The following is a 16,500-nucleotide window of genomic DNA, read 5'->3' as shown; positions in this document are numbered from 1 at the left end:
GTCGACCGGAGAGTGTAGCTACAGTGACCGTCGGTTCAGCGGACCGACGGGCTTCCCACCAGGACACGCCCCCACCGCGCGAGATCTTCGTGCCGGGGGGCTCCTCACTTGCTCGCATTCCAGACCACGCCCAAGCAGATCCTGGATCTGGCCGAGACGGGGCAGTTGGCTGGGCGGGTGGGAGCCCATCTGGCCCGCGCGGGGTTCCGGGTGTCCGACAGCGAGCGATCGTCCTGGCAGCGCAGTCTTCCCGCGTTGGCCGAACAACTCGTCAGCGCGGGTCTCGCGGATCTCGACGCGCTCGTGGAGTGCCAGCTTCCCCGCAGCAGCCGGCGGATCGACGTGATCCTCGCTGGTGCGGGGCTGGCCTCCCGACGTCCGGCCTACCTCGTCGTGGAACTCAAGCAGTGGAGCACGGCAACGGTCTACGACGAGGCGGAGAAGCTGGTCCGGGTGCCGGGGCTCGTGGACCCCCAGGTGCATCCCGCGCTGCAGGTGCAGGCGTACTGCTCCTATCTGGAGGACTTCCTGCCCGTCCTCTGGGAGTGGCCGGACTCGGTGCACGGCCTGGCGTACCTGCACAACGCGGACAGCCGAAGGATCCCCACGCTGCCCGTCGGCGATGACGCGGCCCTGGACCGCCGACGCATGGTCTTCACCCGGGACCGCGTCGGGCAACTACAGGAGTATCTGGCGGGGCGGTTCGCGCCCTGGCGGGATGCGGCGGCGGCGCGGCGCCTGCTGCAGGCACCCGTCCGCCCCAGCAGGCAACTCCTGGCGGTCACCGCCGAGGAGGTGGAGAACCGCCGGCATCTCGTCCTGCTCGACGAGCAGCGCGCGGCGTACGAGCTGGTCATGCGGGGCGTGCGCTGGGCGGACCAGGGCCGGCGTAAGAGGGTGGTGCTGGTGTCCGGTGGGCCGGGCAGCGGCAAGAGCGCCATCGCGTTGACGCTGATGGCCAGCCTGGCGCGGGAGAGGCGCTCGGTCGCGCACGCCACGGGCTCAAGGGCGTTCAGGAAGACCGTGCAGCGGTACGCCAGGAGCCGCCCCTTCGACCCGCAGCAGCGGACCGCTCCGATGTTCCACTACTTCATGGACTTCATGAACGAGCCGCCGGACAGCCTCGACGTGCTGATCTGCGACGAGGCCCACCGGATCCGCAACCGGTCGACCCGTGGTGATCGCCGGGGGAGCAAGCCGCAGGTGCAGGAACTCATCGAGGTGGCCAAGGTCCCGGTCTTCCTGCTCGACGACGACCAGGTGGTGCGGCCGAACGAGGTGGGCAGCGTCGCCATGATCCGGAGCGCGGCTGAACGGCTCGATCTGGAGGTCGATTTCGTCCACCTGGGCGCGCAGTTCCGCTGCGGTGGCAGCCCTCGCTACGAACGGTGGGTGCTGCATCTGCTGGGCCTGGCAGGGACCCGTCCCTATGCCTGGGCCGGTGACGATAGCTTCCGGCTGGCTCTCGCGGACTCGCCGCAGCAGATGGAGGCCCTGCTGCGGTGGGCGCACGACGGTGGCGGCTCGGCGCGGATCTCCGCCGGCTTCTGCTGGCCCTGGACGGAGCAGCCCCGGGGCCGCCAGCTCGTACCCGACGTCAGGATCGGGTCGTGGTCGAAGCCGTGGAACGCCGCCGGCGACCATCCGCCCCGGGGGATCCCGGCCGGTTCCTACTGGGCCACCGAGCGGAGTGGCTTCGAGCAGGTCGGGTGCATCTATACCGCCCAGGGCTTCGAGTACGACTGGTCGGGCGTCATTCTCGGCAGGGACCTGGTGGCTCGTAACGGAAAGCTGGTCTGCCAGCCGGTCGAGTCCCACGACAGCGCCATCTTCGACAGGCGGCGACAACTGCCGGGGCAGAACGCGGAACGGCTCATCCGCAACGCCTACAAGGTGCTGCTCACCAGGGGCATGCGGGGCACCATGATCTACTCGGTGGACCCGGAGACCCAGGACTTCCTGGCCGGGCTGGTGCCTCCCGCCCGGGTGCCGCGTGCCTTCGAAGCCCCGGGCGTGGCGCGGATCGTGCCACCGGCTCAGGCTCGTCCCTCCACACAGGATCATCCTTCCGGGCAGGAGGCCGGCCCTGTGCGTCCTGACCCCGTTCGGCCGCACGGGGATCAATGAGCTATCTGTCGGGTTTCTGACTATCGGGGCATCCGACGGCCGGTACCGTCCACCGGATCCCAAAAAAGCTGAATAGGTGGGAGTGACCGTCATGGCGGCGCGGGGGCGCAGGGCACGGCATGCGTGAGGACTCACCGCGCTGGGAGCAGATCAATCCGAGCGCCTACCAGCACGAGCAGGAGGGCCTGCGCGAGCTGGCCGCATACCTGCCGGACGCCGAGCCTTACCACGCGTGGGCCAACGTGGAGTTCGTCGGCACCGACGGCTCCATCAACGAGGTCGACGCGCTGGTGCTCACCCGCAGCGGCCTCTACGTGCTGGAGCTCAAGCACTGGCAGGGCCGGGTCTCCGGCGACGGCCAGCAGTGGCGGCGGCACAAGCCCAACGGCCGCACGCAGGTGCTCGACAGCCCGCTGGTCCTGGCCAACCGCAAGGCGAAGCGGCTGCGCAGCGTCATCCAGCAGTACGCTCCGCCCGGCGCGCGCGTGCCGTACGTCCAGGCGGCGGTCTTCCTGCACGCCCGCGATTCGCGCTCCGAGCTGGACGAGATCGGCCGCCAGCACGTCTACGGCCTCGACGGTCACGCTGCCGCGAAGCTGCCCAGCCTCAAGGAGATGCTGCTCGCCCAGCCGCTCGACGCCCGGCACCACGTCGACGCCGTCCGGGGCCGGCAGATCGTCGAGCTGGTGAAGGGCGCGCGGATCCGCCCCTCCGTCGCCGACCGCCGGGTCAACCAGCTCGTGCTGCACCAGCGGCCGTTCGCCGAGGGCATCGGCTGGCAGGACTTCCTCGCCGACCACACCGTCGGCGGCGAGCTGCTGCGCCGGGTCCGGTTCTATCTGACCAGCCGGGCCGCCGAGGAGGACGTACCGACGATCAAGCTGGCGGCGGAGCGCGAGTTCCGGCTGCTGCAGGGCATCCACCACCCGGGCATCGCCCGCGCCCTCGACCTGGTCGAGCACCCGTGGGGGCCGGCGGTCGTCTTCGACCACCGCAAGGAGTGGGTACGCCTCGACCAGTGGCTCGCCGAGCGGGACGGTCGGCTGCAGCTGGCCCAGCGCCTCCAGCTCGTGCAGGATCTCGCCGAGATCGTCGACCACGCCCACTCCCGACGGCTGTCGCACCGCTCGCTGAACCCCCGGGCCGTCTTCGTCTGCGACCCGGACAGCGCCCGCCCGACCCTCGTGGTGACGGACTGGCAGACCGGCGGCCGGTTGCCGGGCACCCGGGCCACCACGCTCGGCTCCCCGACCGACCCGGCCAGCCTCGAACTGTTCTTCGACGACGTGGTCCGCCGCTACCAGGCCCCCGAGGCGGCCGTCGTCGAGGGGCTGCCGGGCCACCAGCTCGACATCTTCTCCCTCGGCGCGCTGGCGTACCGGATCTTCGCCGGGGTCGAGCCGGCGGCCTCCGCCGAGGATCTGCTCGCGGCGGTCGCCGACGGCGGCCTGCGCCTGGACGCGGTCGCCGACGGCATGCCGACGGCGCTGGTCTCGGCCGTCTACGACGCGACGCGGGGCGACCCGGCGCAGCGGATGGCGCGGGTGGGGGAGTTCCTCACCTGGCTGGACCTGGTCTGGGAGGAGCTGACCGCCCCGGAGCCGGAGCCGGTGGTCGACCCGCTGCAGGCCCACCGGGGCGACGTGCTCGACGGCGGCCTCACCGTGCTCGGCAACCTGGGCAGCGGGGCCACCGCGATCGCCCTCGCCGTCACCCGGGGCGACACCTCCGACGGGCGCGACAAGCTGGTGCTCAAGGTGGCCCGGGACGAGCAGTACGCCGACCGGTTCGCCGCCGAGGCCCGCACGGTCGACAAGCTGCGCGACTCCAGGGTGGCGGCGCTGGTGCAGGGCCCGATCAAGGTCGGCAACCGCACCGCACTGCTGCTGGAGAACGCCGGCGACCGCACCCTCGCCGAGGACCTGCGCGGCGGCCGGCTGGCGCTGGACCTGCTGGAGCGCTACGGCCGGGACCTGCTGGAGATCGTGGCGTTCCTGGACGGGCAGGGGGTGTGGCACCGGGACATCAAGCCGGCCAACCTGGCGGCCCGGCCCCGGCCGAAGGACAAGCAGCCCCACCTGTGCATTTTCGACTTCTCCCTGGCGGGCGTGCCGGCCGACCAGCTCACTGCCGGCACCACCGCCTACCTCGACCCGTTCCTCGGGCCGCCGCGCCGGCTGCGGTTCGACGCCGCCGCCGAGCGGTTCGCCGCCGCCGTCACCCTGTACGAGATGGCGACGGGCACGCTGCCCCGCTGGGGCAACGGCGCCAACCCGGCCGCCGTCAGCGACGAGGTGACCCTCGACCCGGCGGCCTTCGACCCCTCGGTCGCCGACCGGCTGGTCGCCTTCTTCGCCAAGGCCCTCGCCCGGGACACCGCCGACCGGTTCGACACCCTCGACGAGATGACCGACGCCTGGCGGGCGGTGTTCCGGGAGATCCCGGAGCCGGCGGCGGCCACCGACGACACGGGCGGGGCCGCCCCGCTGGGCCGCTCCTCGCCGCTGGAGGGCGCGGAGCTGACCGCGCGGGCCCGTTCGGCGCTGGAGCGGCTGGGCATCACCACGGTCGGCGAGCTGCTGGACGCCGAGCCGTCGGCGCTGACCCGGGCCCGGGGCGTGCCCGACGCCACCCGCAAGGAGATCCTGGCCCGCGTCCGGGAGCTGCGGGACCTGCTGGACGCCGAGCCGGAGCCGGCCGCCGCCGCCCGCCCCTACGCGCAGGGCGTCGAGGCGCTCTGCGCCACCCTGCTGCCGGCGGTCACCGACCGCACGGCCTGGCACCGCACCGCCGTGCAGGTGCTCCTCGGCCAGGCCCCCGACGCCGACGGCCGGTATCTGCGCTGGCCGTCCCAGTCGGACGTGGCGCGGGTGGCCGGCAAGCAGCAGCCGCAGATCTCCACCCTGCTGCGGCGGGTCGTCGCCCGGGACTGGCAGCCGAACGTGGCCCTGCGCCTGGTCGGCGACGAGATCGTCGCCGTGCTCGACGGGCGGGGCGGGGTGGCCTCCGCCGAGGAGATCGCCGAGGCGCTGGTCGCCGCGCGCGGCTCGTACACCGTCGAGCCGAAACGCACCGCGCAGGCCATCGGCCTGGTCCGGGCCGCCGTGGAGACCGAGCTGGCCCGGGGCGGCGACGCCCGGGTGGCCATGCACCGGCTGCGCGACTGCGACACCGTGCTCGTCGGCCGGGAGCCCGACGACCCGGGCATCGAGCGCACCGCCGACGACCTGCTCGGCTACGTGACCCGGCTGGGGCGGCGGGCCACCGAGCTGGCCGGCGCGGACCCGCTGCCCACCCGGGCGCGGGCGGTGGAGGAGCTGCGGGCGCTGGAAGCGCCGCCCGCCGGCACCCCGCCGCTGAGCGACGCCCGGCTGCTGCAGCTCGCCGCCGCCGGCAGCGGGGGCAGGGCCGCCGTCAACGCGCAGGGCCAGCTCTACCCGGCGAAGATGCCCGCCGGGCGCGCGCTGCGCCTCGCCGCGGGCGCGCTGGTCGGCCAGAAACTCGACCCCGACGCGGTACGCGCCAGAGTGCGCGCCCGCTTCCCCCGCGCCGAGGAGCTGCCGCCCCGGCCGCAGCTCGACGGGCTGCTGCGGGAGACGATCCCGCTGGTCTGGGACGTGTCGGCGGGCCTGTACGCCCCGCCGGACCGCACCTCCTCGGTCACCGGCACCCGCATGCAGAGCACGGTCGGCCCGATCCTGGAGCCCGACGCCGCCGCGCAGGTCAGCCGGCGGCTGCACGACGTCATCGGCCGGCGCGGCTTCCTGGTGGCGCTCACCTCGGTGCGGCGCACCGCCCACGCCCGTCGGGCCCTGCTGCAGCGCTACGACCTCACCGAGGTCGACGTCACCGCGCTCACGCTGGAGCGGCTGCGGGCGCTCAGCTTCCCCTGGGAGGCGATCGTCGCCGCCGACACCGGCTCGCCGACGGATGCCGACTTTCGCTCCCTTGTGGAGCTGTTCCAGCACGAGGTGCTGCCCGCCGTCGAGCGGTGGCTCGCCGAGGCCCCCGGGCCGGTGCTGATCACCGAGGCCGCGCCGTTGGCCCGCTACGACCAGCTCCGGCTGGTCCAGGAGCTGGCCGACCCCACCCGGCCGCGCCCCGCCGCCCGGCTGCTGCTGGTCCCCGTCCGCCGCACCGAGCCGGTGCTGCTCGACGGTCGACAACTCCCGCTCACCTCCCCGGCCAGCCAGTCCCTGTGGCTGCCGGAGGAGTGGAGCGCCGCCGCCCCCGCACAACAGCAGAGGAACGCCACCCGATGATCCCCCTGAAGGCCCTACAGGCCCAGGTCACCGCCCTCACCGACGACCTGCGTACGGTGGTCGCCGGGGACTCCGAGCTGGAATCGTCGCTGCGCAAGGAGCACGGCCAGGCCAAGGACGCCCGGCGTACGGCGGGGACGTTCGAAACCTGGCTGGAGGACGTCCTCGACCAGGCGGCGGTGGCGTGGGTGCTCGGCTGCGTCTTCGTGCGCTTCTGCGAGGACAACGCGCTGGTCGAGCCGCTGTGGATCGGCGGCCCGGAGCCGACCGCCCCGGTCGAGCGGGCGGTGCAGGAGCGCCAGCAGTACCTGATCGAGAACCCCCGGCACAACGACCGGCACTGGTTGCGCGAGGCGTTCACGTACCTGCGGGGGCTGCGCGCCACCGGCAAGATCTTCGACGAGCACAACCCGGTGTGGCGGTTCGACATCTCCGGCGAGGCGGCCGAGAAGCTGTCGGAGTTCTTCCGGCGCGGCCCGGGGCTGGCCTCGCTGCGGGTGGAGGACCTGAACACCCGCTTCCTCGGCGACCTCTACCAGGACCTGTCGGCGCACGCGAAGAAGACGTACGCGCTGCTGCAGACGCCGGACTTCGTGGAGGAGTTCATCCTCGACCGCACCTTCGAGCCGGCGGTGAAGGAGTTCGGCCTGCCCGACACGTCGGTCATCGACCCGACGTGCGGGTCGGGGCACTTCCTGCTCGGCGCGTTCGGCCGGCTGGTGCGCAAGTGGCGGGACCGGGAGCCGGCGACGGACGTGCGGGTGCTGGTCGAGCGGGCGCTCGGCCAGGTGACCGGCGTGGACATCAACCCGTTCGCGGTGGCGATCGCCCGGTTCCGGCTGCTGGTCGCCGCGATGAAGGAGTGCGGGCTCACGTCGCTGGAGCGCACGCCGGCTTGGCCGGTGCGGGTGGCGACGGGCGACTCACTGCTGCACTGGGGGCGCAAGTCCCGGCACCAGGGCGACCTTCTTGAGTACGCCAAGGGCGAGAGCGGCTTCGCGTACGCGACCGAGGACGCCGACATGCTCGCCGACTACCTCGAAGAGGGGCAGTACACGGTGGTGGTCGGCAACCCGCCGTACATCACCGTGGCGGACTCGGCCCGCAACAAGCTCTACCGCGACATCTACCCCGACGTCTGCCACCGGCAGTACGCGCTGACGGTGCCGTTCGCCAAGCGCTTCTTCGACTTGGCGAAGCGCTCCGACGAGCACGGCGACGGGGCGGGTCACGTCGGCCAGATCACCGGAAACGCCTTCATGAAGCGCGAGTTCGGTAAGAAGCTGATCGAAGACTACTTCGCGCATCAGGTTGAGTTGACGGAGGTCATCGACACCTCCGGAGCGTACATTCCGGGTCACGGCACGCCGACGGTCATCCTGATCGGACGTGCCAAAAGTCGCCGGCATTCGGAGAAAGTCCTCACCATTCTTGGAGTTCGCGGCGAGCCATCGCAGCCAGCCGATCCGGCTGCTGGTCTGGTCTGGTCTGCCATCGTGGATGGTGTAGAAGGGCGTCGGGATGCCGCAGATTGGGTAAGCGTTGTAGATACGCCACGTGGGCGGCTGAAATCTCACCCTTGGAGCCTCAGTGGTGGTGGGGCTTCTGACGTGATGCTCTCACTTCGTCGAAACGCTCACTCCCTGCTTCAAGAGTCGGTTTCCGAGATCGGATTCGGTGCTGTGACCCGGGAGGATAGTGCCTACATGGTTGGTGCAGGATTTCTGCATCGCCGATCAGTCCCCATCAGGTTCCAGCGGCCGATAGTTGAAGGCGACGTAACCCGTGATTGGGTGATCGAAGGCCCGGTTGCATCTATTTGGCCTTATGACGAATCTACCCTATCCGCTCAAAACTGCCCTGCGCTGAATCAGGTTCTGTGGCCGTTGCGTCGAATCCTTGTTGACCGCGTTGCCTACGGACAAAGTCAGATCCAGCGGGGTCTGGCCTGGTTCGAGTACTCGATGTTCTTTGCTGCTCGCTTCAGGAACCCGAACTCCATCTCCTTTGCTTTCGTGGCGACGCACAACCACTTTGTGTTGGACCGGGGCGGAAAGGTCTTCAAGCAGTCGGCACCGGTGATCAAGTTGCCGGAGGGAGCGACGGAGGACGAGCACCTGCGGCTGCTCGGGGTGCTGAACAGTTCGACCGCCTGCTTCTGGCTCAAACAGGTCAGTCACAACAAGGGCCGACCTGGTGCTGAGCAGGCGGGGGCGGACGAGCCGTGGGAACATCGATTTGAGTTCACCGGCACCAAATTGCAGGAGTTTCCGCTGCCGGGCGACTTCCCGTTGGCGCGGGCGCGGGCGCTCGATTCGCTGGCGAAGCGACTCTCCAGACTAACCCCGGCGGCGGTCGCGGAGTCAGGGGTCCCGACCCGCCAGCGGCTGCGTGCGGCGCAGCGCGAGTACGACCTGATCCGGGGCGAAATGATTGCGCTGCAAGAAGAAATGGACTGGGAGGTCTACCGACTCTACGGGCTGTGTAGTGACGATCTGACTTGCGCGAATCCCCCCCGACTTGGCTCAAGTGAGCGGGCGTTCGCAATCTACATGGCACGGGAGATCGACGCTGGCGCAACTGACACCACTTGGTTCGAACATCGCAACCACAAGTTTCAGAGAATCACGGAGCTGCCTGCGCATTGGCCGGATGACTACCGGGCGCTGGTGCAGCGGCGGATCGAGGGCATCGAGTCGGACCGCAACATTGCGCTGATCGAGCGGCCGGAGTGCAAGCGGCGGTGGGCCACCGACGGCTGGGACGCCATGCAGGCGAAGGCACTGCGGGACTGGCTCCTGGATCGGCTGGAGGCACCGGAGCTGTGGGGCACCCGTTCGACGCCGCAGTCGGTGGCACAGCTCGCGGACAAGGTGCGCCACGACGACGACTTCCGCTCGGTGCTGGAGCTGTGGGCCGGGCGCGACGACTACGACCTGACGAAGACGGTCGCCAAGCTGGTTGCCGACGAGCACGTGCCCTACCTGCCCGTTGACCGCTACAAGCCGTCCGGGCTGCGGAAGCGGGCGCAGTGGGAGCGCACCTGGGCGCAGCAGCGGTTGGAGGACGCGGGCGAGAGCGTGCAGGTAGACGTTCCGCCGAAGTACAGCTCGGCGGACTTCGCCAAGGCATCCTACTGGCGGGCGCGCGGCAAGCTCGACGTGCCGAAGGAGCGGTTCATCTCGTACCCGAAGGCGGGCCGGGACAACGACGGCACGGTGCTGCTCGGCTGGGCCGGGTGGGACCACCTCGCGCAGGCCCAGGCGCTGGCGACCGTCTACCTCGACCGCAAGCTTCAGGCGGCCTGGCCGGCGGAACGCCTGCTGCCGCTACTGGCGGGCATCGCGGAGCTGGAGCCGTGGCTGCACCAGTGGTACGTCGATGAGCGGCCCGACTTCCCCGGGTCGCCGGCTCAGTTCTTCACGGACCTGGTCGACGCCGAGCTGTCCCAGCTCGGGGCCGACCGTCGGACCTTGATCACGCTTCGCGGGCTGAACGCCCCGGCCAGTAGTGGTGAGTAGGAGGGACGAGGGTGTGAGCGACCAGGGGAAACAGCGGCAAGCCAGCCAGAGGCCGCAGTTGCTGCTGCAGTTGCGTGGTGGGGCCAGGGAGCGTGGCCCGCAGCACTACGAGCATTCGGTCAAGCGGGGCATCCGGTTGACGGAGATCGCTGCGGAACTCGGGCCCGAGCTGGCGATCCTGCGGCGCCTATACCCGGATGGGGTCGCCCGGTTGTGGGGTTCGACGCCGAGTCAGCAGGTGAACAACGCCAAGGTCCGGGCGCTCCGGAACCGCCAGGCTGGCGACCACGTCCTCTTCTATGCCGGAAAGACGTTCTACTCCCGGGCTCGGATCCTGCACCTGTTTCGGAATCCGGCGGTGGCAAAGCGGGTGTGGCAGACCGCCGACGACGGGCAGACCTGGGAACACATCGTGGCGCTGGGCGAGGTCGAGCAGTTCGACCAGCCGGTGCCGGCCGGGCCAATCCTGGCCAAACTCGGGCTGCCCAACCCGCTGCGCAGCCTCACCCTGGTCACCGCCGCCCAATACGCCGCTATCTCGTCGCTTCTGCCGACCATGCCCGGCCCGGATGCGTCCCCCGAGCCGCCTGCGCCCCGGATGAAGCGCAAGCAACTCTTCGCGGCTCTGCAGGATCTCGTCACCTCCTCGCGCCGCAGCAGGGACGATCCGGCGGCGCGGAACCTGCCGTTGGTGGTCCTCTGGGCGATCGGAAGGATCGAGGCCGGTGAGGAGCGGCTCGTCCGGTCGGAGGACATGTCCGCCAGCCTGACGCCGATCCTCGATCGGTACGGTGCGGCAGACAGGCCCGGAGCGGCCATGCCCTACCCGTCGGGCCCTCTGGCCGGCAGCGGGCTGTGGGAGGTCAGGGCCCCGGAAGGATGGGAAGTCGACCCCTCAGGTTTCCACGGCGAGACCACAGCGGGCGGTTCCACGGGTTCCTATCAGGGCTTTCTGCCAGTCGTCGCGGAGCTGTTCGACAACGTCGAGGTGCGGGGCCGGGCCGTGGCGATGCTGTCCAGGGCGTTGGCCCCCGGCATTGACCGGCCGGCGCTGTTGAGCCAGGTCGGGCTCGCCGGCTACGACTCCGCTGCCGGCACAATCGACGTGGCGTCCCTGACCGGCGGTGAGCCGGGCGCGAGCGGGCCGGCCAAGAGAAAGTCCGCCCAGGTCGAGCGCATCGTCCGTAGCAGCAGGTTCGCAGCGGCCATCAAGCAGATGTACGACCACCAGTGCCAGGTCTGCGGCGTTCGGCTGGAGACCCGCGACGGGTACTACAGCGAGGCTGCGCACATCCAGGGGCTGGGGAAGCCGCACGACGGGCCCGACGAGATCAGCAACCTGCTCTGCCTCTGCCCCAACCACCACGTCCAGTTCGACTTCTTCGCCATCTACATCGATGACGAGTTCGTGGTGCGCCGGACGAGCGACGACAAGGAGATTGGCAGGCTGCACCGGCACGAGGAACACGGCATCAGCCCGAAGCGACTGAAGCACCACCGTCGCTTCTGCGGCCTTCCCGGATGACGGAGAGGGCCGGGGCCGCTCGAAGATCATGAGTGGCTGTGCGTGGTGGCATTGCCGTATCGACGTGTCGCGTGCTGATTGAGGACGAAGCTCCGGTAGGACGAGGTCTTCGCGGATCTTGTCTTGGCGGAGCTTCGTCAACCAGTCCGCGAAAGCCTTCGTCCGCAGGGCATGGGTCGGCCGCCGGTTCAGACCTCGCCTGTGTCCGCTGCCGGGAAGTCTGAAATCGTCGCCAGGAACTCGCCGGACACGAAGTACGGGTTGTCGGCATCGTTCAGGACTTCGATGAGGATTGCATCGCCGTCGCACTCCAGAACCCGGTACTCGTCACCTGCACTGAGCTTCAAGCCCCTGTTGTCCTCACCGTCGGTGACGACACTGAAGAGCTGGCCTTTCGTCGCGCACGGCGTGTTCCTCTTCTTGTACGCGGCTAGCGCCGCTTTGAACGCCTTCTTGCCGCCCGCCTCAAGGCCCCGACCGAGGACGTATCCACTGCCGAGAGTCGCCAAAAGAAGCGCCGCTGGGCCACCCAATTTCTTGGCGAGGGTCGTCATGTCCTGATAGTTCCCTAAATTGCCCATCCGCGACTTCCTCTCCCCAGCTCGATCCGAGCGATTCTATCGACCGGCCCAAAGCGCGGTCGTCCGCTGTTCCCGGGTCGACGGGCGTCGTCGGAGGTAGGTCGCGCGAGGGTTCTCACGAATCAGGCTCGGGCGGTGGCGAGGAAGCAGAGTGCCTGGTCGGGTGCCGCCTACGGCTGGGGGTCATCAGATGCGGAGGGCTGGCCGGCGGGTGTGGCCTGTCGATCCTTGCCCAGGGTCCACAGGTATTTGTCGATCTCCCGGATGGAGAATTCTTCAAGGCCGTAGTGGATGCGGAACCTGTTGATCGAGCGGTGCCAGACCGCATAGTCGGCTGACCAGCGCTCGCCAGGGGTGAAGGTGTCGAACGTCTCGCCCTGTTTGAGCAGTGTGTTGAGAACCTCGGCTACCAGAGAGTCGTAAATGGGGTAGACGTCCGGTCTGTGGAAGCTGCAGTACTTGGTAGCAAAAGAGTAGTTGCGCCGCTTCTTGCTGCCGAACTCAACGTTGGCGATCGTTTCGATGAGGTCGGGTCTCACCTCGGGCTCGGCCAGTGCGGCGTCGATGCCCCGGCTGACGATGTGCCGCGCGACCTGAAGCACGCCCAACATGCCGGTCGCGTAAAGGCTGTTCAGTGCTGCGACCTTGACCCCGACCGCACCGATGTCGGTGTTCTCGGGCATCGCTGCGAATGTCACCCTCAGCGCTGCATCGATCTTCTCGTTGTCGCCTTCACGCCAACGTGCAAGGTGCTCCCGCACCTGGTCGGGCGATGGCGTCGGGACTGGCTGCAATGATGCGGGCATCAGTTCTCTCTTCGGGGTGTCTGGAGCGAATCGCGCCTTGCTGCCTGGTGCCGGAGGCAGCGGAGCAAGCAGCAGCGCCCCTGCCGATCGCTCGGGGCGCTGCTGCGGTCAAAGCTACGGCGTCAGCGGCGGATCGCGCCGACGAAGGTGGCCCAGGCGGTGGCCGGGAAGGTGAGCGCCGGGCCGTGGGGGTCTTTGCTGTCGCGTACGGCGACGATGCCCGCCAGGTTGTCGGCAACTTCGACGCACTCGCCGCCGTTGCTTCCGCTGCGGGTGCTCTTGCGCCAGTGGGCGTTGCTCAGATCAGCCATGGTGGACCTCCCCGATGATCTTGTTAATGAAGTGCCTCGATTGTCCTTCATCGAGGGCGAGTAGATCCAGGCTTGTCCAGACCTTCTCGTAAGCGTTGAACTCCTCGGGCCGGTCGAGGTAGAGAGCGCCCGTCCATGACTCGCTGTAGACCACTGATGGCTCGGGGGTCGCTCGATTTCCTAGCGGAAACTCAAGCAGCACGAAGGAACCTGCCTCAGAGCCACGGTGCAGGCCGGCGGCGAGCGGCAAGATTCGGATCGAGACCGTTGCCATGTCTGCCAGCGCCAACAGGTGACGGAGTTGGTTCACCATCGTTGCAGCGTCGCCGACCGTGCGTAGCAAGGCTGCCTCAGAGAGGATCACATCCAGCTTCGGCGGCGGTGGCAGGCGACGTTTGAGCAGGGCCTGACGCTGCAGCCGGACCTGTACGAAGCGCTCCCGATCTTCGTCGCTCACCTCCGTGCGGTGTTGATAGACCCCAAGCGCGTAGTCCCGGTGTTGGAGCAGCCCAGGCACCATCGATTCGTTGTAGAAGCGCAGCCGGGAGGCGGCGGATTCGAGGCCGACGTACAGCTCGAACCAGTCGGGGATGGCGTCGCCGTAGGCGTGCCACCAGCCCTTCGTCTTGGTCTCGGCGGCCAGCGCGAGCAGCGCGCGGGTCATGTCGGGCGCCGCCGCGTACAACTCGCACATGGCGCGCACGTCGACGCCGCGCGCGGAGCCGAGCCCGCTCTCGATGCGCCACACCTTCTGCCGGCTGCACTCCAGCGCCTCGGCGGCGGCGTCCAGGGTGATGCCCGCCTCGGTGCGCAGGTCACGCAGTGCCTTGCCGAGCCGGCGTCGCGGCACCGTCGAGCCCATGTCCTCGGCCATCCGGCCTCCTTTCCCCGTTGCGTTTTGCAACATCTCGACGCCCCGTTCTGGAACACCGAATGTTGCGGACGATTAGCGGAACAGTGTGAGGGGGCATTCGTTGTGATAGTGCCTCTGACCTTACAAGATGGCCCTGACAAAGGCGATGGCCGTGGAATTTCCACGGCCCATTAATTGCCGCATCGAATGGTCGTCGAGGAGGTGCGCCGTGCGCGCGATTCCCCATCCTGTCCGTCCGGTCCGCACCCGCCAGGCGATCCGCCGGTGAGCGGGCGCTGGGTGGTGCACCTGCCGTTCACCGCCGCCGACCTGCCCACCGCCCGGCGATTCGCGGCGGCGCTGGCCCGGTCGGTGACGTTCCTGCCCGAGGTGGACGCCGGGCAGACGACCGTCTCGGCCGAGGACGAGCATGGCGTACGCGAACCGGTCTTCTGCGACCTGCCGCTGCCCGACCGCCGCCGCTGCGCCCGCCGCACCGACCACGACGGGCCGTGCTCCGCCCGGCCGCCCCGGTGACCGCCGCGACCACCGTCGCCTGCCCGGACTGCGACGGCCTGACCTTCCGGCTCGACCCGTGCCGCTGCACCCGCTACGGCAACCTCGACCTGGCCGACGACGCGCCGGGCGGCGGCGTCGGCGGGCAGCGGGAGCCGTACCGGCGGTGCCGGCTGTGCCGGGGCGCCGGCAGCGTGGCCGTGGCCTGCCGCCGCTGCGGGCTGCGGGGCCGGCTGCGAGCCCAGCTCGTGCTCACGGTGGCCAACCTGGACACCGGCGCGGTCGCCTCCCACGAGGTGCTGCCGGCCGACCTCGACCCGCGCCCGGATGCGACGGGCGGCTGGGCGGTGGAGCTGACGCCCCGGGTGCGCGAACTGGCCGCCCGGGCCGGCGTCGCCCCCGCCACCGTCGGGGAGCCGCCGAGCGTACGGCTGCCGGCGGCCTGGCGGCCCGACCTGCCGGCGGCGCAGCGGCACGAGCTGGCAGCGCGGGCCGTCGCGGAGGCCGCGCGGCCGGCGTGGCGGGTGTGGCTGGGCCGGTCGGCCGCCCCGCCCCCGGTCGACCCGGGGCGGCGGCTGGCCCGGCTCTGCGCGCTGGCCGACCTGCTCCTGCTCGACCTGGTCGTGGAGGCCCGCCGCCACGACGGGGAGCTGCGCTGGGCCGTGCGCTACGAGGTGCCCGGCTCCCCGGTGCCCGCCCACCCGCCGGAGGCGGCGTACGCCGACCTGGCCGCCGCCCTCGCGGCCACCGACGTGGCCGACGCGCTGGCCGGGCTGGGCGAACGCGGCGAGGCCGCCCCCGCCCGCACGCTGTGCCCCGACCCGCTCCGGCCGCTGCTGCCGGCGGCGACGGTCGACGTGGCCGGGGTCGCCCGCCGCGTCCGCGCCGACTGCGCGGGGCCGCCGGGCGGCGACGGGCGGCCCGGGGCGCAGGCGATCTGGCGGGACGGCCGCTGGTGGCACACCGGGCTGCGCACCGGCGAGCCGGTGGAAACCCTGGTCGAGCAGTCCACCGGGCAGGTCCTCCGCCGCACCCGGACGCCGCTGCAACGCGCGGCCGAGCCCCCGGACCCGCCGTGGCTCGGTGCGCCGCTGCCCGAGCGCCGCTGCCCCGACTGCCGCCCGACCCGGCGCGTCTGCACGACCTGCGGCGGCACGGGCCGGGTGCACGACGCGGCGCTGCTCACCCTGACCGACCTGCGGCACCGGGTGGTGCACCTGGCCTGGTGGGCCGGCACACCCGAGGCGGTCACCACGGCGGGCGGCGGGGCGGGCGGCCGGCTCGTCGTCCGGCTCCCCGAACGCTACCGGCTGGCCGCCTGGGCGGCCGTGTTCGGCGTACGCCCGGAAGACCTCGCCGAGGCCGACGGCGGCCACGACCTCTCGCCGGACGTGCGCGAGGGCTACGTCACCCTGCCCTGGGCGGGCGCGGACCCGGTGGCCGAGCAGGTGGCCGCCGTCGGCCCGGCGCTGCCCGCCGCGCGCCTGCTGGTCACCGCCGTACGCCCCGACGCGCCGCCGCTGGCCGAGCTGCTCCGGCTCGCCCACGGCCTGGACCTGGCGCTGGTGGTCAATCTGGTCGATCTGCGGAATCACCCGGCTGGGCTGCTGCGGGCGCACGGCGTGCTCTGGTCGGTCGAGCTGCGCCCGCCGGCCGCCCCGGTGCACCCCGACGACCTGCCGTGCCGGCCCAGCCCGGAGGCGGCCGTGGCGCACTGCGTCGAGGGCCTCGACGCCACCCTCCCCGAGACCGTCCCCGCCGACCCGGACGCGCCGGTCCCCGTGCCCCGGTCCGGCGCCCGGCCGCTGCCCGCCGACCCGGTGCCGGCCCTGCTGCGCCTCGCCGCCGGGCACCCCGACCAGCCGCTCACCGTCCGGTTCACCCGGGGCGGCTGCACCATCCACCGCCACGCCGACGAGGGGCCGGTGCTGCTGGCCGAGGGCGACGACCTGCCCGCCGCCCTGGCAGCTCTGAATCCCTTCTGAACGGGCCCGGCAC

The 16,500-nt window shown here is 70.8% G+C and carries 10 protein-coding genes; 6 read left to right on the top strand and 4 right to left on the bottom strand.

Going from position 1 to position 16,500, the window contains the following annotated elements; all coding sequences use genetic code 11:
• The first annotated feature begins 108 nt into the window (after nt 1-108).
• From HDA31_RS22215 to HDA31_RS33140, 4 genes are all read left to right on the top strand, one after another.
• Nucleotides 109-2,127, top strand: coding sequence for a DUF2075 domain-containing protein (locus HDA31_RS22215; RefSeq protein ID WP_178063735.1), 2,019 nt, complete (start codon nt 109-111; stop codon nt 2,125-2,127).
• 119 nt (nt 2,128-2,246) lie between these two features.
• On the top strand, nt 2,247-6,389 hold the full coding sequence (gene pglW / locus HDA31_RS22210) for a BREX system serine/threonine kinase PglW (protein WP_178063736.1): 4,143 nt from the start codon (nt 2,247-2,249) through the stop codon (nt 6,387-6,389).
• Nucleotides 6,386-9,910 carry a BREX-2 system adenine-specific DNA-methyltransferase PglX gene (gene pglX / locus HDA31_RS22205; protein WP_178063737.1) on the top strand — a complete coding sequence of 1,175 codons (3,525 nt, stop codon included), beginning with the start codon at nt 6,386-6,388 and terminating at the stop codon, nt 9,908-9,910. Before pglW ends, pglX begins: the two co-directional genes overlap by 4 nt.
• 13 nt (nt 9,911-9,923) lie before the next feature.
• The gene (locus HDA31_RS33140) at nt 9,924-11,435 is read left to right on the top strand and encodes an HNH endonuclease (RefSeq protein ID WP_246384470.1); all 1,512 of its coding nucleotides are present in this window, start codon (nt 9,924-9,926) and stop codon (nt 11,433-11,435) included.
• 188 nt (nt 11,436-11,623) lie between these two features.
• On the opposite strand, the gene HDA31_RS22195 is transcribed toward HDA31_RS33140, so the two are convergent.
• The 4 genes from HDA31_RS22195 to HDA31_RS22180 all read right to left on the bottom strand — a co-directional run bounded on the left by HDA31_RS22195 (nt 11,624) and on the right by HDA31_RS22180 (nt 14,007).
• Nucleotides 11,624-11,989: a hypothetical protein gene (locus HDA31_RS22195; RefSeq protein WP_219825010.1), complete on the bottom strand. Its 366-nt coding sequence runs from the start codon at nt 11,987-11,989 to the stop codon at nt 11,624-11,626.
• 197 nt (nt 11,990-12,186) lie between these two features.
• Nucleotides 12,187-12,822, bottom strand: a complete 636-nt coding sequence (locus tag HDA31_RS22190; RefSeq protein ID WP_178063739.1) for a Dag1 family anti-phage DNA glycosylase — start codon at nt 12,820-12,822, stop codon at nt 12,187-12,189.
• Nucleotides 12,823-12,944: 122 nt separating this feature from the next.
• Complete coding sequence (locus tag HDA31_RS22185; protein WP_178063740.1) at nt 12,945-13,133, bottom strand: DUF397 domain-containing protein; 189 nt, start codon at nt 13,131-13,133, stop codon at nt 12,945-12,947.
• Nucleotides 13,126-14,007, bottom strand: a complete 882-nt coding sequence (locus HDA31_RS22180) for a helix-turn-helix domain-containing protein (RefSeq protein WP_178063741.1) — start codon at nt 14,005-14,007, stop codon at nt 13,126-13,128. The genes HDA31_RS22185 and HDA31_RS22180 overlap by 8 nt, the downstream gene beginning before the upstream one ends.
• A gap of 264 nt (nt 14,008-14,271) precedes the next feature.
• Between HDA31_RS22180 and HDA31_RS22175 the strand changes: the two genes are divergently transcribed.
• Both HDA31_RS22175 and HDA31_RS22170 read left to right on the top strand, forming a co-directional pair.
• On the top strand, nt 14,272-14,523 hold the full coding sequence (locus HDA31_RS22175) for a hypothetical protein (RefSeq protein WP_178063742.1): 252 nt from the start codon (nt 14,272-14,274) through the stop codon (nt 14,521-14,523).
• Nucleotides 14,499-16,487 (top strand): amino acid adenylation domain-containing protein, encoded by a 1,989-nt coding sequence (locus HDA31_RS22170; protein WP_178063743.1) that lies wholly within the window; start codon nt 14,499-14,501, stop codon nt 16,485-16,487. Before HDA31_RS22175 ends, HDA31_RS22170 begins: the two co-directional genes overlap by 25 nt.
• Nucleotides 16,488-16,500: the final 13 nt, after the last annotated feature.

The sequence above is a fragment of the Micromonospora carbonacea genome (genome assembly GCF_014205165.1).
Taxonomy (GTDB): Bacteria; Actinomycetota; Actinomycetes; order Mycobacteriales; family Micromonosporaceae; genus Micromonospora; species Micromonospora carbonacea.
The sequence above is the reverse complement of the archived record's forward strand: the minus strand, read 5'-3'. Positions and strand labels throughout refer to the sequence as shown.